The sequence below is a fragment of the Bacteroides sp. ZJ-18 genome, assembly GCF_011038705.2.
Classification (GTDB): Bacteria; Bacteroidota; Bacteroidia; order Bacteroidales; family Bacteroidaceae; genus Bacteroides; species Bacteroides hominis.
Map to the genome: position 1 here is coordinate 112779 of NZ_CP072198.1, position 25521 is coordinate 138299.

General features: G+C 42.9%; 25 protein-coding genes. 12 read left to right on the forward strand and 13 right to left on the reverse strand.

Features of this window, described 5'->3' with window-relative positions:
* Positions 1–217 precede the first annotated feature (217 nt).
* The 9 genes from pseG to G7Y45_RS00535 form a co-directional block, all read right to left on the reverse strand.
* Positions 218–1177 (reverse strand): UDP-2,4-diacetamido-2,4,6-trideoxy-beta-L-altropyranose hydrolase, encoded by a 960-nt coding sequence (pseG, locus tag G7Y45_RS00500; protein WP_165017538.1) that lies wholly within the window; start codon positions 1175–1177, stop codon positions 218–220.
* Positions 1178–1183: 6 nt separating this feature from the next.
* On the reverse strand, positions 1184–2491 hold the full coding sequence (locus G7Y45_RS00505) for an aminotransferase class III-fold pyridoxal phosphate-dependent enzyme (RefSeq protein WP_165167659.1): 1308 nt from the start codon (positions 2489–2491) through the stop codon (positions 1184–1186).
* Positions 2492–2503: 12 nt separating this feature from the next.
* A complete protein-coding gene (locus G7Y45_RS00510; protein WP_165167657.1) occupies positions 2504–3283 on the reverse strand; it encodes a cytidylyltransferase domain-containing protein in 780 nt (259 codons plus the stop codon).
* A gap of 4 nt (positions 3284–3287) precedes the next feature.
* Positions 3288–4115: an aldo/keto reductase gene (locus G7Y45_RS00515; protein ID WP_165017541.1), complete on the reverse strand. Its 828-nt coding sequence runs from the start codon at positions 4113–4115 to the stop codon at positions 3288–3290.
* A complete protein-coding gene (locus G7Y45_RS20070) occupies positions 4108–5046 on the reverse strand; it encodes a hypothetical protein (RefSeq protein WP_371729417.1) in 939 nt (312 codons plus the stop codon). Before G7Y45_RS20070 ends, G7Y45_RS00515 begins: the two co-directional genes overlap by 8 nt.
* 55 nt (positions 5047–5101) lie before the next feature.
* Complete coding sequence (pseC, locus tag G7Y45_RS00520) at positions 5102–6262, reverse strand: UDP-4-amino-4,6-dideoxy-N-acetyl-beta-L-altrosamine transaminase (protein ID WP_165017544.1); 1161 nt, start codon at positions 6260–6262, stop codon at positions 5102–5104.
* Between the two features lie 17 nt (positions 6263–6279).
* The gene (pseB, locus tag G7Y45_RS00525) at positions 6280–7302 is read right to left on the reverse strand and encodes a UDP-N-acetylglucosamine 4,6-dehydratase (inverting) (RefSeq protein ID WP_165017547.1); all 1023 of its coding nucleotides are present in this window, start codon (positions 7300–7302) and stop codon (positions 6280–6282) included.
* A 290-nt stretch (positions 7303–7592) separates the two neighbouring features.
* A complete protein-coding gene (locus G7Y45_RS19855) occupies positions 7593–8102 on the reverse strand; it encodes an IS66 family transposase (protein WP_241159077.1) in 510 nt (169 codons plus the stop codon).
* 531 nt (positions 8103–8633) lie between these two features.
* Complete coding sequence (locus tag G7Y45_RS00535; RefSeq protein WP_165017550.1) at positions 8634–8798, reverse strand: hypothetical protein; 165 nt, start codon at positions 8796–8798, stop codon at positions 8634–8636.
* Positions 8799–8928: 130 nt separating this feature from the next.
* Here G7Y45_RS00535 and G7Y45_RS20020 point away from each other — a divergent pair, with 130 nt between their 5' ends.
* Positions 8929–9063, forward strand: a complete 135-nt coding sequence (locus G7Y45_RS20020) for a hypothetical protein (protein WP_256379950.1) — start codon at positions 8929–8931, stop codon at positions 9061–9063.
* 38 nt (positions 9064–9101) lie between these two features.
* Here the strand turns inward: G7Y45_RS20020 and G7Y45_RS00540 are convergent, their stop codons facing one another.
* Positions 9102–9584 carry a UpxZ family transcription anti-terminator antagonist gene (locus G7Y45_RS00540; protein ID WP_165017553.1) on the reverse strand — a complete coding sequence of 161 codons (483 nt, stop codon included), beginning with the start codon at positions 9582–9584 and terminating at the stop codon, positions 9102–9104.
* Positions 9585–9642: 58 nt separating this feature from the next.
* A complete protein-coding gene (gene updY, locus G7Y45_RS00545; RefSeq protein WP_005808609.1) occupies positions 9643–10182 on the reverse strand; it encodes a capsular polysaccharide transcription antiterminator UpdY in 540 nt (179 codons plus the stop codon).
* Positions 10183–10795: 613 nt separating this feature from the next.
* On the opposite strand from updY, the gene G7Y45_RS00550 reads away from it, so the two are divergent.
* From G7Y45_RS00550 to G7Y45_RS00565, 4 genes are all read left to right on the forward strand, one after another.
* A complete protein-coding gene (locus G7Y45_RS00550; RefSeq protein ID WP_175413935.1) occupies positions 10796–10945 on the forward strand; it encodes a hypothetical protein in 150 nt (49 codons plus the stop codon).
* Positions 10946–10961: 16 nt separating this feature from the next.
* A complete protein-coding gene (locus G7Y45_RS00555) occupies positions 10962–11195 on the forward strand; it encodes a hypothetical protein (RefSeq protein WP_032538035.1) in 234 nt (77 codons plus the stop codon).
* A 71-nt stretch (positions 11196–11266) separates the two neighbouring features.
* Positions 11267–11614 carry an SH3 beta-barrel fold-containing protein gene (locus G7Y45_RS00560; RefSeq protein ID WP_005781572.1) on the forward strand — a complete coding sequence of 116 codons (348 nt, stop codon included), beginning with the start codon at positions 11267–11269 and terminating at the stop codon, positions 11612–11614.
* Positions 11615–11753: 139 nt separating this feature from the next.
* Complete coding sequence (locus G7Y45_RS00565) at positions 11754–12587, forward strand: DUF4373 domain-containing protein (RefSeq protein WP_032536761.1); 834 nt, start codon at positions 11754–11756, stop codon at positions 12585–12587.
* A 328-nt stretch (positions 12588–12915) separates the two neighbouring features.
* Here G7Y45_RS00565 and G7Y45_RS00570 read toward each other — a convergent pair whose 3' ends face one another.
* Positions 12916–13488: a DNA-3-methyladenine glycosylase I gene (locus tag G7Y45_RS00570; protein ID WP_165017556.1), complete on the reverse strand. Its 573-nt coding sequence runs from the start codon at positions 13486–13488 to the stop codon at positions 12916–12918.
* Positions 13489–13686: 198 nt separating this feature from the next.
* On the opposite strand from G7Y45_RS00570, the gene recJ reads away from it, so the two are divergent.
* The 7 genes from recJ to G7Y45_RS00605 all read left to right on the forward strand — a co-directional run bounded on the left by recJ (position 13687) and on the right by G7Y45_RS00605 (position 22522).
* Positions 13687–15405, forward strand: a complete 1719-nt coding sequence (gene recJ, locus G7Y45_RS00575) for a single-stranded-DNA-specific exonuclease RecJ (protein WP_005808615.1) — start codon at positions 13687–13689, stop codon at positions 15403–15405.
* Positions 15402–17306: an ATP-dependent DNA helicase RecQ gene (locus G7Y45_RS00580; protein ID WP_165017558.1), complete on the forward strand. Its 1905-nt coding sequence runs from the start codon at positions 15402–15404 to the stop codon at positions 17304–17306. Before recJ ends, G7Y45_RS00580 begins: the two co-directional genes overlap by 4 nt.
* A 62-nt stretch (positions 17307–17368) precedes the next feature.
* On the forward strand, positions 17369–18331 hold the full coding sequence (locus G7Y45_RS00585) for a lipopolysaccharide assembly protein LapB (protein ID WP_005781582.1): 963 nt from the start codon (positions 17369–17371) through the stop codon (positions 18329–18331).
* 313 nt (positions 18332–18644) lie between these two features.
* Positions 18645–19490 (forward strand): prephenate dehydratase, encoded by an 846-nt coding sequence (locus G7Y45_RS00590; RefSeq protein ID WP_005781586.1) that lies wholly within the window; start codon positions 18645–18647, stop codon positions 19488–19490.
* A complete protein-coding gene (locus G7Y45_RS00595) occupies positions 19465–20649 on the forward strand; it encodes a pyridoxal phosphate-dependent aminotransferase (RefSeq protein ID WP_005808632.1) in 1185 nt (394 codons plus the stop codon). The genes G7Y45_RS00590 and G7Y45_RS00595 overlap by 26 nt, the downstream gene beginning before the upstream one ends.
* Positions 20650–20671: 22 nt before the next feature.
* Complete coding sequence (locus G7Y45_RS00600) at positions 20672–21733, forward strand: bifunctional 3-deoxy-7-phosphoheptulonate synthase/chorismate mutase type II (RefSeq protein WP_005808636.1); 1062 nt, start codon at positions 20672–20674, stop codon at positions 21731–21733.
* A gap of 15 nt (positions 21734–21748) precedes the next feature.
* Positions 21749–22522: a prephenate dehydrogenase/arogenate dehydrogenase family protein gene (locus tag G7Y45_RS00605; protein ID WP_005781592.1), complete on the forward strand. Its 774-nt coding sequence runs from the start codon at positions 21749–21751 to the stop codon at positions 22520–22522.
* 117 nt (positions 22523–22639) lie between these two features.
* Here G7Y45_RS00605 and G7Y45_RS00610 read toward each other — a convergent pair whose 3' ends face one another.
* A complete protein-coding gene (locus tag G7Y45_RS00610) occupies positions 22640–24793 on the reverse strand; it encodes a hypothetical protein (RefSeq protein WP_165017561.1) in 2154 nt (717 codons plus the stop codon).
* Between the last annotated feature and the right edge of the window lie 728 nt (positions 24794–25521).

Genomic DNA, 25521 nt, shown 5'->3' on the forward strand with positions numbered 1-25521 from the left:
CATTTACAAATACTGCATAATATACCCCGTCTCTTCGTGAGCAAAGCGACTGTATAAAAGCTAAATGGTCATTCCAAAATATGGAATCAGTGTTTTCCATCCAGCAAGCGACTGAGGGGTTGGTTGTGCATATTAAGAATCTGTCGCAATTCTATTTCTGAAAGTTTTGTATAATTCACAAAACGGAAACGCTCAGTATTAATTTCTTCTGGAAACCTCATTTCAAAAACGTTTTAAAAGTATTAATATACCTTTGAGGGATTTTTGTAAAACTTGTTATATTTACAAAATCGTAATCGTTAATATTATCGATAATACCATTATATGAGATTTTGTTTAGCTCTCCTAACGGTAGAACGTATCGTTGAAGCCCTAAAATAGACGCAAATTGAATTTGATTTTCAACGAAATATCCACTCGCGACTTTACATCTACACGCTAATGCTTCGATACAGACTGAACTTGATGGCAATATGGCATATTGTGACTTGCGCATTACATCTGCCATCTTTTCCGCAGTCAAGTTCTTCATAATTCTTGCCTTCGGATATTTCTTCAGGTTATCCTTATATTTGTATCCATCCCCAATGACTACAGTAATACTTTCAACACAGGGAGCATCATGAATTGCCTGCAATGCTTTTTCTGTCAAGTTAAAATAGTCTGTTCCTCCAAATGAGATAAACCAACTATTAGGATTTTTAGCGGTACTTGAAGCTTGAATAAAAGGTTTGCGAAGTAGAGCATAGTCGAGACCAAGGCACAGGCGCGTGTAAGGTTCTACGTCAAAGAGTCTCCCATCAGTCAAGCCGTGGTTGATTACCACATCTGCATAGTAATGCTTGTCGTGCATATCGTCAATGCAAACAAGTTTACATCCTTTCTCTTTGATCTGTTTCTGGTACTCTGAAGTGTAGAAATAGTTATCAAGTACAACGATTTCTTCGCCTTTAAGACAGTCTAGAAACTTTTCGAACTTGCTATTGTCGGATGGTAAAGCTACGAGAGAACATACTTTCTCAGCCTCCCTCTGCTGATATTCAGAGGGAGACTGAGTGAAGAATGTACAATCAAAATCGTCTCGGAGCATGTCGGCAAGCGCAAGGGTACGGATGAAATGTCCATAACCTATCCGCACACCCGCGTCTGCCCGAAAGAAGATCTTTCGTTTAGTCATTTGAAATTAGTTAAGTCGCTTAAAACCGGCCTGACATACAGGTCCTTCGAGAGCCTCCATTACATCTTTGCCATCCTCAAAGTCGCGAATATCTGCAAAAATAGAATCAAGAGCCTCGAAATAGCCATCAAGTATTTCCTGCGTATGAGCAAGTGAAGTGTACATGATTGTTCCTGCAAGATAGCCCTTCTTAAGCATCTCCTGGGCCACATAAGTCTTGTATGCAAGGGCATTAGGAGAGTCGAATGTGTAACCGGCAAGTGCAGGAATACCCCATTGATTTATCTTCAAACCATACTTGTCAGCTAGTGCCTGCCAACGTTCTTTGTTCTGCAGACCCTTTGCGGTAATCTGTTCCCAAGACTTTTCCTTCTCCATTACATCAAGGGCGGCAAGTGCTGCAGTTGGTCCAATACGGTCGGTCCAGAATGTTGAACTAATCCAGGAACCCTGAGCAGCATCCATTATTTCTTTCTTTCCAAGAACTGCAGCAATAACGTATCCGTTACCCATAGTCTTAGAATAGATGGTCATATCTGGATAAACACCATATTTCTTGTGAAGTCCGCCAAATGTCTCTCGGAAACCTGAAGAACATTCATCGAAAATGAGTATTACACCATATTCGTTGCAAAGATTGCGAATATGTTCAAGATAACCCTCAGCAGGACCGAAATTGCGGCAAACCTCCATCTTGACAGCTGCAAGATCAGGCGTATTGCGAATGATGTTCTCTATCTCTTCGAAATTGTTGTAATGAAAAGGTATAGAAGAGCCCCGGAGTCCTTTAGGAACGCCTGCTGTAGGAATGCCAGGGAGAAGGTGTCCCGCAAGGGCATCGTTTTCGCCAAGGTTTACAGATACATACCAGTCGTGCCAACCGTGATAGCCACAGATTGCCACCTTATCCTTACCGGTATAGGCACGTACAATACGTATGCACATAGAGTTGGCTTCGCCACCGCCACGGGTGTATCGTACACCACCGGCCCATGGATTCATCTTGATGAGCCGTTCTGCAAGATAAACTTCTTCAGGACAGTTGAAAGTAGTAAGGTTACCATCACGAACAACCTTCATCACAGCTTCATCAACCTCCTCACGAGCATATCCAAGTGTGTTGGTACCCACACCCATAAGACCGCAGTCGATATACTCACGACCGTCAAGATCCCATACGCGACATCCCTTTGACTTGCTATAATATGCCGGCCAATTCTCGGGCAACAACTGCTCGGGTCTTTTTGATAACAACGATGTCCCCCCGGGGATCAACGTTTTTGCTTTTTTGTAAAGCTCTTGTCCTTTACCCATTGTACTGAATATTTATTTATTAATTACTGAATCGTTAGCAAGTGATTTGGCATAACCCTCATTGTTTGAAAACTTGCTATTGATTGCATAAACTTCCTTATGTTCAAGGAGATAGTCAATATAAGCCTTCCAGTCCTTGTCTATACCGAGATGCTCGATAAGAGTCTTTATTACCTCAAAATCTTCTGGCTCATCTATAGTTATGCGATAGTCATCTGCATTGAAATCACCTGCGGGATTTGGATAATTGTACGTTTTGAAAATATTACCTCCATTTGCTGTTCCATTCTTCCAGACATAAGGAGTAACGTGCTCTCGTTCAGACTTCAAGTCAGCCTCTTTATATGCCTTCTCAATAGCAGAAAATTTCACAACTTCTGTATCGAGACCATCAGGGAAACTTTTTGCATCGGTATGCACATAATCATACTCTGGATGTTCGAGTGCGAATGTAACTACGGTATCAATAACATTTGGATCAATCAAAGGACAGTCTGAAGTTAGTCTGATCACATAATCAGGCTTTTCTGTTTCTGCTGTTTCATAGAAACGTGAAAGTACATCCTCAACAGAGCCTTTGAAGTACTCAACACCAACCTTATCGGCAACCTTTACAATGTATTTAGAACCTTCTTCGTCGGTAGTGGCAATCTTAAGTTTGCTTACCGTTTTTGACTGAAGGATGCGCCTGAGATGGATTTCGAGAAGCGTCTGTCCGTTCACCTCCTTAAGAATTTTTGCAGGCAGACGGGTTGAACCATAACGTGCCTGCGTAATAGCTAAAATCTTCATATTATTACCAATTAACTGGTTTTAACAATTCCAATTCTTCAACCTTTATATCAAGATTAATTTCTATATCCTTTACAGAAGTAAAATTCTGAAGAAGCTGTTCTTTGTTATCCACTCCTATCAATACACCATCAATATATGGATTATGGAGGTTGTAGTTAAGAGCAAGGTCTCCTACAGAGATACCTTTGCTTACTGCATATTCATCGAGCTGAATAAGATACTTCTTGAGCGGTTGAAGTTTCTCAGGAAGTGTTTCCCTATCCTTGAAGAAAAGCCCTTGGAGGAAGGTGCTGCGGACATGTATCTCCACACCCATCTCCTTAAGTTGCTTGAAATATGGCTCAAACTGACGGTCGAAGATATTGTAAGGCACCTGAATAAGCGAGAAAGGAATACCATCCTTGAGAATCTGATCGAGTTCCCAAGGCTCATAGAGAGAAAAACCAATACGATCTACCTTACCTTCTTTCTGAAGCTGAACGAAATCATTCCAGACGGGCTTATTCTCACGATAAGCCTCAAAATGATGAAGAAGGTATCCGTAAAGACAATCTATTCCAAGAACCTTCAGAGAATTGTTGAAAGTCTCAGCAACCGTATTATCACACTTTGGATACTTACTGACAATCTTGAAAGATTCGCCAGCCTTTACATCACCCAGGACTTCTTCTGCATTGCCATAGGCTGAGGAAGTATCCAAAATCAGGACACCTCCTACCTTGGCATTGTTTAGCATGTCTGATACCTGTTCTATTGAAGGGCGACCAGCGGAATTTATTCCGTATTGGAGTCCAAACTGAACGGTACCCAATATTAATTTTCTATTCATGCAAACTCATTCTTCTTTTTTTAATGTAATCAATTATAAGAGCTGGAATAATCGAAAGGAAGAAAACTAAAAATATTGACAACACAATATTCACCACAGCATTTTGTGATAAAATCAACCAATAAGGATTAATGTAACACAGAATGAACATCTGAGTTATAAAGATATACCACGAATTACGTCCAAGCCAACACAGAAATGTGAAAAGCTTCCCAGAGGAGTCTAAAACACTCACTCCCCTTTGCAGAAAGATAAACAACGCTAAGGTCCAAAAATAAGCAGGCCATTGTTGGGAAGCCCAGCCATAATCGAGAATGAAAGGTGAAAGATTCATATTTTGCAAGATTGTTAAATACAAAAGAGAGCCTATCACACAAAACAACACAATATACTTGTTGTATTGTTTTAATGACAAAAACATATACGCAGGAACGCTTAGGAATAAATACCTAATGCATGTCAATCTATATAAACCTTCAGAAACAGACGCTCGTACACAACAATAATTCAGTGTTAGGCATACTAACAACACAAGAAATAAACCCAAGCATTTATACCTTTTTAAAAATAAGTATACGAAAGGAATAATAAGCCATATTTGGAGATATACCCATAGATAATAAGACCCTGGTCCTTCCCCTACCAGCCTATGGCATATATCACTAATTTCCAGCGTATTATCACTTTGCAGCAATATTATAATCATTTGACATATTACAACTATAAAGTATGGAAAGACTACCTGTTTTAATAATCTGCCACTTCTTCGTTTATTGAAATAGTTCAAAAGAGAATCACCTCTATCCTTAATTCCTTTAAAAGATAAATAGAAAGAAATAAAAAGGAAGATAGGAACAGCTTGTCTATATGAAATGAAGAATAAGTATAATTCAATACAATCCCAGGCAATATATGTAACAGAATAACCGATATAATGGCAAGCCCCCTAATTGCATCAATAATTTGTATACGATCTTTAGTATCCATCATTTATTAACAAACTTTTTGACCTTACTGATTACATACTGCTGCTGTTCGTCGGTGAGGGTTGGGAACATAGGCAATGCAAGGCAATGCTTGTAGTATTCCTCAACGACTGGCAGGTCGCCCTCCTTGTTGCCAAACTGCTTGTAGTACGGCATGAGATTGAGCGGATAATAGAGTACTTGCGCGAATATCCTGTTCTCACGGAGAAAGTTATAGAGGCCAAGTCGGTCTTCCACCTGAATAACATAAAGGTGGTAAGCATGATAAACATCAGCGGCCTCGTATGGGGTTTTGATTTCTGGGATGCTTACGAATGCCTCATTGTACTTACGGACGAGTTCACGACGGATTTCTACATTCTTGCGTGCGCGTTTGAGTTGTGAGGTTCCAAGAGCTGCCTGAATATCAGTGATACGATAATTGTAACCAAGTTCCTGCATCTCGTAATACCAAAGACCATCCTCGTGCTGAAGCTTTTCTGCCTCGTGCGTGATACCATGGGTGCGATAGAGAGCCATCTTCTCATAGTACTCTTTATTTTGAGTGCATGCCATACCGCCCTCACCGGTAGTGATGTGCTTAACTGGATGGAAAGAAAAGACGGTTATGTCAGAATACTTACCACATCCACAATATACCCTCTCGCCAGTAGAGTCAATAAAGTATGCTCCAGGGGCATGACAAGCATCTTCGAGAATCCACATGCCGTATTCGTCGGCTACCTTGCGGTACTCCTCCATATTGTGAGGATAGCCGGCAAAGTCTACGAGTACCATACCCTTGTAAGTACCTTTAGGAGCAGTAGACAGAATCTCCTTAAGCTTATTGATATCAAGGAGATAAGTCTCAGGATCGATATCAACAAACTTAACATTACCCCCACAGAAACGGATACAGTTGGCAGAAGAAGCAAAGGTCATAGGAGTACAGATGACATTATCACCCTCCTTAACACCCAATGCTATGGCAGCAATGTGAAGAGCCGCAGTAGCATTGCAAACTGCTACAGAGTACTTTGCGTGTACATATTCACAGAAGGCCTCTTCAAACTCTGGTATTTTAGGTCCACAGGTCAAGTAATCAGACTTAAGTGTCTCTACTACTGCCTGTATATCTCCGTCAGAAATATACTGACGACCGTATGAGATTGGCAATTTCATTGTTTTCTCTCCTCTGATTACTTAACCTCAAAATTTGGATCTACGTACTTCTTGATGTTCTCTCGCATGGTCTCAGGAGTTTCCCACTCATCGTTAATGTCAGAACTGTAGTGAAATCCAAAAGGAACCATCTTGGCATGGTGATGCTTGAGGTAGTCCTCTCGATTCCAACAGTAAGATACTGAAGGAAGTATTGCATAGTAACGACCGAGGTCAATTGTATCAAGAGCATCGGTTACAGTAATCATCTCCTCATGGAGCTTCTCTCCTGGGCGGATACCTACTTCAACCTGCTTCATATTTGGAGCAATGGCAGTAGCAACATCGCAGATCTTATAAGAAGGAATCTTAGGTATGAAGATTTCACCACCAAGGTGGTTCTTGAGAGCAAACATAACAAGAGCTACACCATCTTCAAGAGAGATATTGAAACGAGTCATACGCTTATTGGTGATAGGTAAGAACTCAGCACCCTCATCACGCTTCTTGATGAAGAATGGAATAACAGAGCCGCGAGAACCCATTACGTTTCCATAACGAACTACAGAGAAACGAATATTCTTGCTGCCCTTAATATTATTGGCTGCTGTGAAGAGCTTATCAGAAGTAAGTTTAGTTGCGCCATAGAGGTTAATAGGAGCACAAGCCTTGTCAGTAGAGAGTGCTACAACATCCTTTACTCCCTGAATCATAGCCGCATCAATCACGTTTATTGCGCCATGGATATTGGTCTTGATACACTCCTCTGGGTTGTACTCTGCGGTATCTACCTGCTTGATAGCAGCTGCGTGGATGATAACGTCAACACCTTCGCAAGCACGAATGAGACGATCCTTATCACGTACATCACCTATGAAATATCTCATCTGAGGATACTGATTCTCCGAATACTTCTGCTTCAGTTCGAACTGCTTTAGCTCATCACGAGAGTAGATAATAATTTTCTTTACTTGCGGATAATCACGGAGAATGATTTCCACAAACTTCTTGCCGAAAGAACCTGTTCCTCCGGTAATCAAGACGGATTTGTTATTAAGCATAATAATAGTTAGCGTCCAATTCTGACGTATACCCTAAGAAAAGCCGCCACAAGGCGATTTTCTAATAAATAACGTCAAAAAGGATATTAATTAAAAAATTGTTACTAGTTCAATCCGATTGTCAAGGGCAATAAATGTTCATAATCCCTAGGTCCTTTAACAATCTCACTGAAGAATCTCTTGAAATAATCAAGCACAGACACACCCTGCATCTTACATGTTGAGATGATGGTATGATATACCGCTGAGACGCAGGCCATCTTATCGCTTCCGAAGAATAACGAGTTCTTTCACTCACCGGCTAAAGGGCGGATAAATCGTTCGGCAATGGAATTGTCGATTGAATAAGAGCCGTCATTTAAGTAAGCAAATAGCTGAGTCCAAAAAGTATTTATATAACTTATGGTCTTCTCCAGCTTGCTGATCTGTTCATAAGCATATTTATGGACATGTTTGATGATTATTGCGCCTGCGGGCAGTTGACGAATATCACTATTATGGCAAACCGTATTGTCGGCACCCATGGTGCGATAAGACAATCCTTGATGACAAAGACGAACCTCCTTGGGTTTTGCTTCCGCGTTTTCTTCACACATAGGATCATCGCCATGCTGCAGCAATGAGGATCCGATGGATTGGGGAGTGCTGCCAAAATTATCCATGTCACGTGTGTGGTCCTCTTCGGCTTCCCGCTTCCTTTTATTAATACCCTTTTGGCTCTTGCTACCATAAAGGTTTTTGTTACAGACTTTCAACCTCTCTTCCAATGCTGTTATTTTAGACAAAAGAATACCAACCATCTGTTTGTAATCGTCTAACTGTTTTTTGCTATCATAACAGTCTTCTGCATAGAAAGAAGTTCATTAACCTTGGACGTTACCTACATAAATTTGTACCCACGCTTGAAATATTTTTCAAATATGCTGCAAAACCGTTGATCATAACCGAACAAGCGGACCAGACGTAAATCTTTAGACATCACGATAAAGACATCACCGACATCAGGTTCACGATTTAACTGTTGATGAATGATGGATAAGACCTCGTCATATTTACAACGTATATCGTGAAAATTGCGAACAAAGAAAAAACGGTTTAAACCTGTTATATTCAACATAAACCCTCCAGTTTCTCTACCAGATTTCTCAAACCTGCGTAGCTTAAATTCTTCTGACTGATATAAACACCGTTACTCATACGGATATCCACCAATATACGAGACCCAGTATTTGGAAAAACAGGTTATAATTATATTAAAAATAAAGAGAGTCCTAAAAAAGGAAAAGAGAATATCCTCTCTCCCCTTATAATTTTATTTTCAATCAAATAAATTACCAATTAGCGATCTCATATTCCGGAGCAGTAGGGATTGTATCCACTTCTGCCGGAAACATCACTTGGATCTTATCCCAATCAAAGCCAACCTTATCAAAATCTTCTACCGATTTAATATGGCTTTTCACACCATTCGTACTCAAATACACCGGATCAGTCATTGGCTTTAATCAGACAAGCGTCTAAAGAAGGAGGAATACCCACAGGAATAGTATTCACTTCCTCAGGACTCTTTACCACGATCTTATCTCAAGCAGAGAATAAGGCAAAATAAACATCCGGATTCGGAATATGATGACGACTACCCAATTGAACCAGATAAACCTCATCCGCATCGTCAGCTTAAAGGAGTATACCTTCCGGACAATCGGAAGTCAGATTAGAATATCACCTATGGTGAAGCCACAGACCTCAGCCAAAACGTAACTTTACTATTCAACAAAATAAATACTTCACAAATGATATTATTCTATGTCCATATTCGGATAAGGATTTTCCTCCAAATTCTTTAAATGCTCCACCATCTCAAACTCTTCCCTCGTCAATTCCCGATCCTTCCAACCGTCTATTATTGCGTGTGCCTCCGCCGCCAGCTCTTCGTCAAAGACCTCGGCGTAACAGGCTACCAACAAACGGCATTTCAAAAGCGAGACGGGAAGTGTATCCAAGATATCCCAACTACGATTGAGAACCGACTGGATTTTATCTTCCTTATCACCGTGATTATAAATGGTAGCATTATAGCCGGTCAACAAAGCGATACAAAGAGAAGCTTCCTCTTCAAGAGTACGTCCGTGCGAACCGAAAAGATGCTCACAACGATGATACACATCCGTATTTAACTGACGGAAACGGTCGGAGTAGATGGGTTCGCCATCCAGACCTAAATGGAGAAGTTCGTGCGAAACAGCGCACAAAGAATCGATTTCTGATTGCAAAGACAACATGGTGATTTATTTACGTATTGGAATATGCACCACAGAGGGCACAGAGTTCACTGAGTTTTTAATTCTTTATTAGCTCGATTAAAGAGGGATGAATGAAAGCAGTGGCAACTGCCATAACCCCCTGGATGGAAACCACCACACGGCGGTCACCTTTAATACGGACAAACTCACCCTCGACACCCTCAAAGATGCCACCGGTGACACGGACACGGTCTCCCTTCTTCATGGAAACGGCGGAAGGGTCCAGATAAACAACCTGTTCATCGTAATTACCGGCAACAGCTATAAAGCTACGCATCTGGACTTCAGGAATGGTAATGGGCTGACGGGTCTCACGGTCCATGATATAACGAATGGGAAGAGAAGCGCCGACAGTGGATTTCATTTCGTCAACCTCACTGCGGGTGGCATAAACAAAAACCAGGTTGTGAACAACAGGAACCAGTTTGCGGATCTTACGCTCACCACGGAATACGTATTCGTAGCGCATGGGAAGGAAATTCTTCACTCCACGGGAGTCCAGGTATTCCTTAAAGGCAAGCTCACGGCTATAGGTGATACGAAGGGCGTACCAGGATTTATCAATGCTGTTGTTCACGAAAGGATATGATTGGGGGACACCGGGGTAGTGAAATACCTTCCGGTCAAGTTTACTAATTCTATTATTTGCCTTGCAGCGTATATCATTTCATCAAGTACTCCCCTATCGCAGGAGAGACGGTTTGAAAAGGGATTCAGAGCAAAAAAGACCATCTTCACAAAGAAGCAGGGAATTTTTGATCTTAGATTTTGTAAACAAGCGTATTATGAAGCAGAAATGTTTCAATAGACGTTCGTTTAAAAACACATGATTTTTGTATATAAATCAGAAGAGGGCAGAAAACAAAATCAGACAGATAATAAGCCGTTTTTTATTAATTCATAAACACCTATTGTTTAGCATATTAAGACAACAATCAAAAAAGCAAAATCATTTTTTTTATTAAACATTTTGTAGTTCTAAAAATACCCTCTATCTTTGCGTTCAATTAAACGAACGTTTATTGAAACACTTATCTTTTTAGCCAATACGACATTGTATATCAAATAATTAAATCATAGAAGAGTATTCATTTCCCCTTTAATTTCACATTTACTTGTTCACTGACAGATTCCTTTCTACCTTTGCAACATATTAACTTCATTTAAATATTAACTAAATAAATCATCCAATGAAGAAAGAAAAGGTATTATCTCAAGTCATGAACAAAAGTGTAAAAAAACGCCAACAAGAAAACACAATCAACTATAACAGAAACAGTTATAGAAACAAGAGGAAGAAAAAAGGGAGTACCGATACAAGGGATTATCTCCAACAATGAAGGGATCATAAAAGCGTTGATAAGATCCTATATCATAGATGCAAAGCTACAAAACATCAATACATGTCAGGCTTCACTAACACGCTACATTTATGAAAAAGAGCTCTTCGGAAAGCTCAGAGACGGAGTATTTAAACCACTGGATTATAGCACAATCAAGACTTATATAAATAGCCTGTGGAAAGAGGTAGAAAAGGAAAATACGAAACCGAAGATCAACCGCCGAAATACGTACAATGAATTTTATTGAACCGGAGTACGTCCGGACCGACTTATCTTTGAGGCAACAATCTATTTATTAACCTTTTAAATCATAGGAATATGAAAAAGAGAAAAAGACACGCCTCACAAAGCGAATCACTAAGACTGAAATGGAAAAGACGCATCATCTTCGAAAAAGGATACACAGAGTCCTGTGCAGAATGGATGGCGGAACGATTGGAAGCGTTATTAGATCATATGCTATACGGGCATGCGACGGTAGCTTACCGAAAACAGGACGGGAGTTTCCGGATGGTAAAGGCAACACTGATCCACTACGAGACGGAGTTCCGCAAAAAGTACGATCCGATGGCTGTGGAAGGTGCCGTAGTCTACTGGAATGTGGACGAACAGCGATGGACAACATTCCAGGTGGAGAACTTTATGGAATGGAGACCGACAGTATAGATCGGACACCACAGATTACACGGATTTTCACAGATGAATTATTTCTATTTTGAGGAATCAAATGAAAACATCTTTGAGAATCCGGGGTAATTCGGTATAAAAGTATTACGGATAAAACAACAACTAATCTAAAAAAACAATGGCAATAGCATACGACGGAATCAACTATTTCCCGGTAGGCGTAAACTTCATGGAAGAGAACGCAATGGAAGTGATAGAGGCAAAATACGGAATAAAGGGGGCGGCAATCGTACTGAAGCTACTTTGTAAAATATACAAGGAGGGATACTTCATCCGTTGGGATGAAGAACAGTGCCTGATCTTTGCCAACAAGGCGGGAAGGGAAGTGCAGGTAGCTGAGGTACAGGGGATCATCGAAATTCTCTTCATCAAAGGAATATTGGACAGAAACAGTTATCTGGAAAACGGAATACTGACTTCGGCAAACATACAGAAGGTATGGATGGAGGCGACAAAGCGAAGAAAAAGGGATCTGAAAGCATTACCCTATCTGCTGGTGAAAGACTTGACTCAGCAGGAAGATGAAGCGCCGGAAGGTGAAAATGTAACCGTTAATCCGGGAAATGTAGTACATGATGTAGCCGTTAACGCAAAAAATGCATGCAATTCCGGACAAAGTAAAGTAAAAGAAAATAAAGCAGAGGAAAATAAAGAATTTCCCCCCTCAGCTCCCCCCAAGGGGAAGGAGGAAGAAAGGAAGGAGGATTCCGCTTCTCTCCCGATACCGGGATACGCTTTCAATACGATGACGCACAATTATCCGGGACTGACGGACACACTAAAAAGATTGGGAATAAACGAAGTGAGCGAAGTAAACGCCATTCTCAGGCTGTCGGACTATGGAAGAAAGGGAACAACGGTGTGGCGGCTGATTGCCAACACTTGCTGGAGTGACATTGGGGCGAAAGGAAGGTATCTGATTGCGGCACTGAATAAGGCAAAAAGGAAATAAACAGATAGTGCAAGATCTCCGTTTATAGTTGACAAAAAAGCAAGTATATCGGTTATAGCCCGCAAAGACCTTCAGTAAGGCTAAGAAATAAAGATCGAACTTAACAAACTGAAATACAAGATATTCAAAGTACAAAATATCTGTCAGTAAAAGCTTTGTTTTAACACAGAGTTAAAGTTCGTTTTTCGTCTGCAAATAACAAATTCTTTAAATGCAAAAGACTTGTTATTTGCAGACAAGAACAAAACCATTGGAAAATGGCATTAACAATGTTAACGGGCAAAAGGCATAAGATATCCTCTATCACTGTACATAGTTATATTGTTATTTATCTTTTTCGACAGACACAATCCGCCAGATGGTCGTTGATAAATCCGGAGGCCTGCAAGTGGGCGTAACAAATCGTAGTTCCGAAGAATTTAAATCCCCGTTTTTTCATATCCTTGCTCATGGCATCAGATTCGGGAGATGATACCGGAATCTCACTTAATGACTGAAAACTGTTGACTATTGGTTTTCTGTCGGGAAAGAATGACAGTGTATAGTTATAAAAACTACCGAACTCCTTTTGTACGGCGAGAAATAACCTTGCATTTGTGATTGTCGATTTGATTTTCAAACGGTTTTTCACAATGCCATCAAAGTGCATCAACCGTTCAACATCTTCATCGGTCATTTGTGCCACCGCCTCAGCATCGAAATTGCAAAAGGCTTTGCGATACCCCTCACGTTTCTTAAGGATGGTTATCCAACTCAAGCCGGCCTGAGCACTCTCCAACACAAGAAACTCAAACAGCGTCTTGTCATCGGTCACCAATTTCCCCCACTCTTGATCATGGTACTTCACATACAGTTCGTCACTCCCGCACCAACCGCAACGTCCGTTTATTATATCTTGCATAATCATAACACTTAATAGTACGATACAAAGATAGTAGATTCACCATGTCGCACCAAATATCGATAAACAAAACACAAGCAATTATTTTTTTCAGTATATACCCCTCACTTCCGGTTTTTTTCGTACTTTTACAGCTTGTTGGAAAGTTATGCACTTCCGGCATCTGAGAACAGATAAAAAGAAAAAACAATATATAAAATGAATCACAAATGGAATTATCGACCCATTACACAAGAACAGGCAGAGACAAGCCGGGCACTGGCTCAGGAACTGGGTATTAGCCCGGTCCTGGGACAACTTTTGGTGCAAAGGGGAATTACAAAGGCACAGGATGCCAAGAAATTCTTCCGTCCACAATTGCCCGATTTGCATGATCCATTCCTGATGAAGGATATGGACATAGCAGTGGAACGCCTGAACATGGCAATGGGAAAGAAAGAGCGCATTCTGATTTATGGAGATTACGATGTGGACGGTACCACCGCTGTGGCACTGGTCTACAAGTTCATTCAACAGTTCTACTCGAACCTTGACTATTACATCCCCGACCGTTACAACGAAGGATACGGAATTTCCAAAAAAGGAGTTGACTATGCCGCAGAGACAGGAGTGGGACTTATCATTGTGCTGGACTGCGGAATTAAAGCAGTGGAGGAGATTACGTATGCCAAAGAGAAGGGAATTGACTTCATCATCTGCGACCATCATGTACCGGACGATGTATTGCCGCCGGCCGTTGCCATTCTGAATGCCAAACGACTGGATAATACATACCCATACACCCATCTTTCGGGATGTGGCGTGGGGTTCAAATTCATGCAGGCTTTTGCCATCAGTAACGGCATCGAGTTTCATCATCTGATTCCGTTGCTCGACCTGACCGCTGTAAGCATTGCATCGGATATTGTACCGATCATGGGCGAAAACCGTATCTTAGCCTATCATGGACTGAAACAGCTGAACAGCAATCCGAGCGTAGGGCTGAAAGCGATTATCGATGTATGCGGATTATCGGAGAAAGAAATTACGGTGAGCGACATTGTATTCAAAATAGGTCCGCGTATCAACGCTTCCGGACGTATACAGAACGGGAAAGAAGCGGTAGACCTGTTGATTGAGAAGGATTTCTCGGCAGCACTTGAGAAAGCCGGACAAATCAACCAATACAATGAAACCCGGAAGGATCTGGATAAAAGCATGACGGAAGAGGCCAATAAGATTGTAGCCGAGCTGGAAGGATTAGTGGATCGCCGTTCCATAGTGCTTTACAATGAAGACTGGCATAAAGGAGTGATCGGAATCGTAGCCTCACGGTTGACAGAAATTTACTATCGTCCGGCAGTGGTATTGACGCGGACAGATGACATGGCGACAGGTTCGGCACGTTCGGTATCCGGCTTCGATGTTTACAAAGCTATCGAGCATTGCCGCGACTTACTTGAAAACTTCGGAGGGCATACCTATGCTGCCGGACTCTCGATGAAAGTGGAAAACGTACAGGCATTCACCGAACGGTTCGAAAGTTTCGTGTCGGAACACATACTGCCGGAACAGACCAGCGCAGTGATCGATATCGATGCCGAAATAGATTTTAAAGACATCACTCCGAAGTTCTTCAATGAATTGAAACGATTCAACCCGTTCGGTCCCGATAATCAGAAACCGGTGTTCTGCACACACCACGTGTACGATTATGGAACAAGCAAAGTGGTCGGACGCGATCAGGAACATATCAAGCTGGAACTGGTAGATAACAAATCGAACAACGTGATGAACGGAATCGCTTTCGGACAAAGTTCGCACGTAAGATACATCAAAACCAAACGCTCATTTGATATCTGCTACACCATTGAGGAGAACACCCACAAACGAGGGGAAGTGCAGTTGCAGATTGAAGATATCATGCCGATAGAGTGACTTACCAAGAGATTTTAAAACAATACTGGGGTTATGATTCCTTCCGCGATTTGCAGGAGGACATCATAACCAGCATTGGCAATGGCAAAGACACACTGGGACTGATGCCCACCGGAGGCGGAAAGTCAATCACCTTTCAGGTTCCTGCCCTTGCCAAAGAGGGATTGTGCATTGTCATCACTCCACTGATCGCCTTAATGAAAGATCAGGTGCAGAACCTGAAAAAACGCGGAATCAAAGCGGTAGCCATCTATTCCGGAATGACACGGCAAGAGATTGTAGTGGCATTAGAGAACTGTATCTTTGGAGACTATAAGTTTCTCTATATCTCTCCCGAACGGCTGGATACGGAAATTTTCCGGGCCAAACTCCGGTCAATGAAAATCAGCATGATCACCGTGGACGAAAGCCATTGCATCTCGCAATGGGGATATGACTTTCGTCCGGCCTACCTGAAAATAGCAGATATCAGAGAACTGGTGCCGGATGCTCCGGTGCTGGCACTGACCGCTACCGCCACCCCCGAAGTGGTGAAAGACATACAGGAACGTCTCCACTTCCGCCGGGAAAATGTATTCCGTATGAGTTTCGAACGGAAAAACTTGGCATACATTGTCCGCTTCACCGATAATAAAAACGGAGAATTGCTTCACATCCTGAACCGGATACAGGGCAGTGCAATCGTATACGTACGCAGTCGGCGGAAAACCAAAGAGACTACCGAGCTACTGGTAAATGAAGGAATCACTGCCGACTTTTATCATGCAGGATTAGACAATGCAACCAAAGATCTCCGCCAGAAACGATGGCAAAACGGTGAGAGCCGGGTGATAGTAGCCACCAATGCGTTTGGTATGGGTATTGACAAACCGGATGTACGCATCGTGATCCATCTGGACCTCCCCGACTCCCCCGAAGCTTATTTCCAGGAAGCCGGACGGGCAGGGCGTGACGGTCAGAAAGCATACGCAGTCATACTCTACGCAAAATCGGATAAAACGACACTCAACAAACGTATTGCGGATACCTTTCCGGATAAGGATTATATAAAAGATGTGTACGAACATCTGCAATACCACTATCAAATGGCGATGGGCGACGGACTGGGATGTATGTATGACTTCAGTCTGGAAGAGTTTTGCCGCAAATTCAAATACTTCCCCGTACCTGCCGACAGTGCTCTGAAGATACTCACACAGGCCGGATACCTGGAATATACCGACGAACAGGACAATGCTTCACGAATCATCTTCACGATCCGCCGGGATGAGTTGTATAAACTCCGCGAGATGGGTGAGCCTGCGGAGAAACTGATACAAATGATTCTGCGATCTTACACGGGTGTCTTTACAGACTATGCCTACATCAGCGAACAAACGTTGTCGGTACGCACAGGACTGACCCGGCAGCAGATTTACGACTTGCTGGTGATGCTGAGCAAGCGCCGTATCGTCGACTACATTCCGCATAAAAAGACACCTTACATTATATATACGCGCGAACGGGTAGATTTGCATTATCTGCAGATTCCCCGGGCGGTATACGAAGAAAGGAAAGAGCGCTACGAGAAACGTATTCATGCCATGGTGGAGTATGTTACTTCAGAGAATGTCTGCCGCAGCCGGATGTTGCTCCGCTACTTCGGAGAGAAGAACGAACACAACTGCGGACAATGTGATGTCTGCCGCAGCCACCGCACACAACAGGACGTGCCACAAAGCAGCTTCGACGAACTAAAGGAACAAATAACGACCCTGCTGAAAGAACACCCGATGACTCCGGCAGAGATAGCTTCGCACATAAATACAGATAAAGAACAGTTGGGCGAAGTGGTACGGTTTATGCTGGACGAGGGCTTGTTAAGTTCAGAGAACGGGTTGCTCACCGAAAAAACTTCCTGAAAAGCAGTAAGGGTATGTGATGAAATTACTACATTTGCAACCAAACTAAAAAAACATCGATCATGCCAAACTTCTTTAAATCTTTTTTCTCAGGTAAAACAGAAAACCCTGAGGAGGAAAAACAGAAAAACGCCAAAAAGAACTTTGAGATATTTAAATATGACGGCCTGCGTGCTCAACGTATGGGACGCCCGGACTATGCCATTAAATGCTTCAACGAAGCCCTGGCCATCGAAGAGGATTTCGAAACACTGAACTATCTGAGCCAGATTTACATGCAGACCGGAGAGTTCGTGAAAGCACATGAACTGCTGGAACGTATGATTGCATTGGAACCGGAACTGACGAGCACGTACCTGACGCTGGCCAACCTGTGCTTCATGCAAGAAAATTATCAGGAAATGGCCGATGCTGCCCAGAAGGCCATCGCATTGGAAGAGGGTAACGCAATGGCACACTACCTGTTAGGTAAAGCCAATCATGGATTGGATAACGGAATAATGACCATTGCCCATCTGACAAAGGCCATTGTACTGAAAGATGATTTCACGGAAGCCCGGCTGCTTCGTGCCGAAGCACTGTACAAAATGCAGCAATTCGCAGAGGCTATGGAAGATATTGAAGCCATACTTGCGCAGAATCCGGACGAAGAAGCTGCCCTCCTGTTACGTGGCAAAATAAAAGAAGCCACCGGAAAGCAGGAAGAAGCCGAAAACGATTACCTCAGTGTGACGGAAATGAACCCTTTCAACGAACAGGCCTATCTATATCTGGGACAATTGTTCATTACACAGAAGAAACTGTCTGCGGCTATCGAACTGTTCGATGAAGCAATAGACCTGAATCCGAACTTTGCTGCGGCCTACCACGAAAGAGGACGTGCCAAACTGCTGAACGGTGACAAAGAAGGCTCAGTAGAAGATATGAAGAAATCGCTGGAACTGAACCCGAAAGAGGGGGAGAACCTGAACGGACAATTCAATAATCAGCAGGCAGAGACTACTCCAAACGTATTGGGATTGTAATCCGCCCGCTGCATAGGACGGTTTAATACCGCAAAAGCAAGAAAACATGAAAAAAAAGTGGCTTTTTGCTTGCATTTAAAAGAAAAGTATTACTTTTGTCCCCTGAAACAAAGAAATAAAGCAAAACGTTATGAACGTATTCACTTTTACATATTACTTCTTTTTTTACTTTTACTTTAGCCAGAAAGTAGAGCGGGAGTTTGTATGTATCAAGTGACAGGGTGCTTAAGAACTGAGATTAAGAGAAACTAATAATATGAATCCCGCTCCGACATGGACGCGGGATTTTTTTATACCATATACTCAATTAGGAATGAAAAGAATAGCAATTCAAGGAACACTGGGCTCGTATCACGATATAGCCGCACACAAGTACTTCGAAGGGGAAGAAATAGAGTTAATCTGTTGCGCCAACTTTGAAGATGTGTTTGCTGCCATCCGGAAAGATAGTCAGACAATCGGGATGCTGGCCATTGAAAACACGATTGCAGGAAGCCTGCTGCACAACAACGAACTGTTGCGCCAAAGCGGCACGCAGATTATCGGCGAATACAAATTACGCATTTCGCACAGCTTCGTTTGCCTGCCCGAAGAGGACTGGAATGACATCACCGAAGTGAACTCACACCCGATCGCCCTGATGCAATGCCGGGAATTCCTGAACCAACACCCGCGTATCAAAGTGGTAGAAGCTGAAGATACGGCCTTGAGTGCTGAAATCATCAAACGGGAAAACCTGAAAGGACATGCCGCCATCTGCTCACATGCCGCCGCCGAACGGTACGGAATGAAAGTACTGCAAGAAGGCATAGAAACGAACAAACATAATTTCACCCGTTTTCTGGTAGTGGCAGATCCATGGCAGGTGGACGAGATACGAAAACAAAACACCGTTCTCAACAAAGCAAACATCGTTTTCACTCTCCCCCACTCCGAAGGAAGCCTCTCACAGGTTCTGTCTATCTTATCTTTTTACAATATCAACTTAACAAAAATACAATCGCTCCCTATCATCGGACGGGAATGGGAATACCAGTTCTACGTAGATGTAGCTTTCAACGATTATCTGAGATACAAACAATCGATTACAGCAATCACTCCATTGACGAAAGAACTTAAAATATTAGGCGAATATGCAGAAGGAAAATCAAACGTATAAAGTAGCGCCGGCCGACAGACTGGGCGGTGTAAGCGAATACTACTTTTCGAAGAAACTGAAAGAAGTGGCACGGATGAACGCAGAAGGTAAAGACGTAATCAGCCTGGGAATCGGAAGCCCGGACATGCCCCCTTCGGAGCAGACCATCGAAACGCTGTGTAACAATGCTCACGACCCGAACGGACACGGTTATCAACCGTATGTGGGCATACCGGAACTTCGCAAGGGTTTTGCCGACTGGTATAAACGCTGGTATGGAGTGGAACTGAATCCGGCAACAGAAATTCAGCCGCTGATCGGATCGAAAGAGGGCATCTTGCACGTGACACTCGCTTTTGTCAATCCGGGAGAACAGGTACTGGTACCCAATCCGGGATATCCCACCTACACTTCGTTAAGCAAAATACTGGGTGCCGAGGTGGTGAACTATAACCTCAAAGAAGAGGACGGATGGATGCCGGACTTCGATGAACTGGAAAAGATGGATCTGAGCCGCGTGAAACTGATGTGGACCAACTATCCGAATATGCCGACCGGTGCCAATGCCACACCGGAACTTTACGAACGCCTGGTGGAGTTTGCCCTCCGCAAGAATATCGTGATTGTGAACGACAATCCATACAGCTTTATCCTGAATGATAAGCCGATCAGTATCCTGAGTGTGCCGGGCGCCAAAGAATGCTGTATCGAATTCAACTCCATGAGTAAAAGTCACAATATGCCGGGATGGCGTATCGGTATGTTAGCTTCGAACGCAGAGTTTGTACAATGGATTCTGAAGGTGAAAAGCAATATCGACAGCGGAATGTTCCGTGCCATGCAACTGGCAGCTGCCAAAGCACTCGAAGCGGATGCAGAATGGTACGAAGGCAACAATGTCAACTACCGGAACCGCCGCCACCTGGCCGGAGAGATTATGAAAACGTTAGGATGTACGTACGACGAAAAGCAGGTGGGCATGTTTCTCTGGGGAAAAATCCCCGCAAGTTGCGCCGATGTAGAAGAACTGACAGAGAAAGTGCTGCAAGAGGCACGCGTCTTCATCACTCCGGGATTTATTTTCGGAAGCAACGGAGCGAGATACATCCGCATCTCTCTCTGCTGCAAAGACGCCAAGTTAGCAGAAGCGCTGGAAAGAATCAAATCAATAATGAAATAACAACTAAACGAATTAGATCGATATGGAACTCGAATCAATCTTATTGCCGGGCGTGGAAGATAAACGCCCGATGGTGATAGCCGGCCCTTGCAGTGCCGAAACAGAAGAGCAAGTAATGTCAACCGCCACACAACTGGCAGCCAAAGGAGTAAAAATCTTCCGTGCGGGAATCTGGAAACCGCGCACCAAACCGGGAGGTTTCGAAGGTATCGGCGTAGAAGGCCTCGCCTGGCTGAAAGAGGTGAAGAAAGAGACCGGCATGTACGTATCTACCGAAGTGGCTACAGCCAAACATGTGTACGAATGCCTGAAAGCGGGTATCGACGTACTCTGGGTAGGAGCACGTACCACTGCCAATCCTTTTGCCGTACAGGAAATAGCCGATGCACTGAAAGGTGTAGACATCCCTGTGCTGGTGAAGAACCCGGTAAATCCGGATCTGGAATTATGGATCGGTGCTCTGGAACGTATCAACAATGCCGGACTGAAACGTCTGGGAGCCATTCATCGCGGCTTCAGCAGCTACGACAAGAAGCTGTACCGCAACCTGCCGCAATGGCACATTCCTATCGAGTTGCGCCGCCGCATCCCCGAACTGCCTATCTTCTGCGACCCGAGCCACATCGGCGGAAAGCGCGAACTGGTAGCTCCTCTCTGCCAGCAGGCTATGGACCTGAACTTCGACGGACTGATAGTGGAAAGTCACTGTAACCCGGACTGTGCATGGAGCGACGCTTCACAGCAGGTGACTCCGGACGTACTGGACTACATCCTCAACCTGCTCGTCATCCGTAAAGAGACACAGACAACGGAGAACCTGAACGTACTGCGTAAACAGATTGACGAATGCGATGATAACATCATTCAGGAACTGTCAAAACGTATGCGTGTAGCACGTGAAATCGGTACTTACAAAAAAGAACACGACATCACAGTGCTTCAGACCGGACGTTATAACGAGATTCTTGAGAAACGCGGTGCCCAGGGCGAACAGTGCGGCATGAGTGCAGAGTTTGTGAAAGTGATCTTCGAAGCCATCCACGAAGAATCGGTTCGTCAACAGATGGAGATTATCAATAAATAGCAAATCATTCATATTATGCGAATTCTAATTTTGGGAGCCGGCAAGATGGGCTCCTTCTTTACTGACATACTAAGTTTCCAGCACGAGACGGCCGTGTTCGACGTCAACCCGCATCAGCTTCGGTTCGTGTACAACACGTATCGCTTCACAACATTGGAGGAGATCAAGGAGTTCGAACCGGAACTGGTGATCAATGCTGCCACAGTGAAGTATACGCTGGACGCTTTCCGCAAAATTCTGCCTGTTTTGCCCAAAGACTGTATCCTGAGTGATATCGCTTCGGTGAAAACCGGACTGAAGAAGTTCTACGAAGAAAGCGGATTCCGTTATGTCTCCACTCACCCGATGTTTGGCCCTACTTTTGCCAGTCTGAGCAATCTGAGCAGCGAAAGTGCCATCATCATCAGTGAGAGCGATCATTTGGGGAAAGTATTCTTTAAAGACTTATACAATAGCCTGAACCTGAATATTTTTGAGTATACCTTCGACGAGCATGATGAAACAGTGGCTTACTCCTTGTCTATCCCGTTTGTTTCGACGTTTGTTTTCGCAGCTGTCATGAAACACCAAGAGGCACCGGGAACCACATTCAAGAAGCACATGGCTATTGCAAAAGGGCTTTTGAGCGAAGATGATTACTTATTGCAGGAAATCCTGTTCAATCCGCGCACGCCGTCACAGGTAGAGAACATCCGCACAGAGCTGAAACAGTTGCTTGAAATTATCACGAGTAAAGATGCGGAAGGAATGAAAAAGTATCTGACGAAGATACGGGAAAAGATTAAATAAGGAGCCGTGCCAAAACTCTTTTCACCACAGATTACACGGATTATCACAGAATAAGAATATGGATAGTCAATAACTTAAAAATCACTCTATGTTACTCTGTGTCCTCTGTGGTGAGTTCTATTCTTCTTCATCTTCCGGTTCTATTTTCCACGTTCCGCTTGCTTTGTCATAAACCTCTACCGTGTTTATATAACCTTTCTCTTTATCATAATAACTTCTATACCGTTTGGAAGGCATCCAGTCTTTTTTATCAAAATCCCATGTGTAGTGGGTCTCATTCGAATAACCGGGAGCCAAATCTATACGCTTAACCACTTTTACATAACCGGCAAAAACATCAAATTCATTTTGCGAATCATATCTTTCTTCTACCTTGATACTATCTCCTTTGTTATATTCTATATATGTCCGGTAATTTTCCCATTTACTTTTATCCCGGTTCCACTCAAGGATGCTTTCCGATGTAGAGTCTGCCGCAGCATAGGATTTATATAAACGGTTAGGGATGCACACCTCATTTTTCCAATAATAAGTGGTTTCCTGTTTCTCATTCGGGAAATATGCAAATTCCGATGTCCTTATCGGCATCCACTTACTCTTCCAGTAATGAAATGATTCCGACGTTTTTATAGGAGAAGGCTCATAAACTGTTTTATTTTGTATGCTGTCATTCTCATCGTAAGAGGTTGAATAATAGACATCCTTCATCCAATCTTTCTGATAATCATTGTCCCAGTCATATTTCTTTTCGGATGTTATCTTCCCACTGGGAGTATACGTCCAAACTGTTTTATTTTTGCCTATCCAATGGTCTTTACTCCAACTGTAACTTATTTCTGAAAGCATACGCCCTTTATCATCATAAGTCCACTCCGTATTGCCATTACCGGAGCCATGCCAGCTCTCTCCATCATCTTTTGCATCGTAACATTGCTTCAAGGTTCTATTGCCCCATTTATCATAATCATATATATACTTTCTCCATGGCTCCCAATCGTTTTTCTCTTCATTCCAACGATAATGAAGTGTCAGAACAAGCTGGTCTTTCTCATTATAGGTTTTCACATCCTTTTCTTTACCATCCAATTCGCCTCCATAATAGGAATCTGTTTGCGACATGGCTATTTTACCAGAAGGCGTATACTGCAACCATGCAGTTCGCTGATCAACAAACTTCTCTTCTCTCTCGCTCCAAAGATAATAAGCAATTTTCTGCGTTCCATCATCCGTATAAGTCATATCGTACATAAATTCTCCGCCTCCAAGCATGCTTTTTATGCTTCCCAATCCTGCCATGCCTTCCAAAGCTGCCAGGTTTATCACTTTGTGCACAGAAGTGCGTTGTAGGCCGTCATATTTATATTCGGCATGCAACACGGAAGCCGTATCGGCAACCGAGACATCTACCCCGCAGATTCTTCCTTTGGAATCCAGCTTGACGTTTTGCCGCATATAAGGGTGGTTATCTTTGTCTTCATGCATATATGTGTATTCACAACCGGAGCCGGAATATTTAACACACACATATTGCTTTTGCACAAACACCTCACCTTCATTCTCTTCATCTATCGGAAACACTTCCACCGTGCCATCGGAATATTCCCTCTGCTCGCCCAATTTCCAATAAGATTCGGTCATTATCAAAACAGGCTTATTTTTCTTATAAGTTATAGAGCTTCTGCCTACCAGATCCAAAGTTCCGTTAGTTGCTCTGTATGTCCGTGTGGAATCGAGCATATCGTTCCGGTTCAAGCAATTCACCACCGCAAACGTATCGCATCGGGTGCTACGGAGGTCCGGATACATAATCGTAAATATGCTGTCCTTTCTTGCTGCTTCATCAAAATAATGCAAGCTTTTTGCCATCAGCTTAGGATAGTCCTTGTCATCGGTCAGCTTCTTGTGCTGCCACACCTGCTCTTCTTTCAGCCTACCATTGGCATAAATGTATTTTTTCTCCTGAAACGTTTCCCAATCGTTGTCATATTTATCCCACATGCCTATAACCACTTTTTCGGGTTTACCGTCCTGATTATTGACATGGTGAAGACGCAACACATGCCCTAATGCATAATAATCGATAGTTCCGTCTGCCTTATAGTGAGGATCGAGCAGGTTGGACAAATAGTGATAGCCCTCTGTCATTTGAAATATATCGGGAGCAAATTGAGCGCGTATAGCAGATACCGGAAGTACTGATAAAAGAACAAACAGTTTCAGACTGCGAAACAGGAATAGGTTACGTAATTGGTTTGTTATTTTCTTCTGCATAAAGAATTATATTGTAGTTTGCACAAAGATATATCTTTTTTAGAAAGGGCAAGAACCTGTTCTAATTTTCTTCGATGATAATCTTATCGCGACGATTTTAACTATTTCCCCGAATGTCTCTTGATGTACCTAAGGTATACCAAGCAAGAACAAGCAAAATGTCAAAATGATAATAAGAAACGCTCAGTTTTCATTCTTTAGTCCCGAGGGAAAGGCAAAAAGGAAAAAACGGCTCTAATTCATTTTTCCTCCGATCCGATTGATCGCATTTATCGATATAAGAAGCATATTGAGCAGAAAAGAGCTCTCCCTGTATCATATTATCCACTCAGAAGCAACGAGAGTACCTTTCTGGTAGAAAAGGAAGTTCCGGGACGGGCAAGCAACCAGAGAGAAAAACAGGGAAAATCCGGATCTTAAACGGAACAATATATGTAATTATGAAAAACATATAGAGATATTTGAAAAAGAAGTAATCATTTTCGGAAAATGTAACCGTCTTTCGGTGGAAATGCAACCGTCTTTTTCGGAAAACAAAGGCTCTTTTTACCCCGGACAAAGGCTCTGCCCACTCAAAAGCCCGGCTCTCCAACCGAAAAAGCCCGCCGATTTCCTTTTTCTTCCTCCCGTTGGATCAAAAACAATCGGGCATCCGCCAGACAAAAGCCTTATTGGCTGACTTTTTAATGCAAAACAATCCGTATTTGCGACATAAAGCAAATATCCGA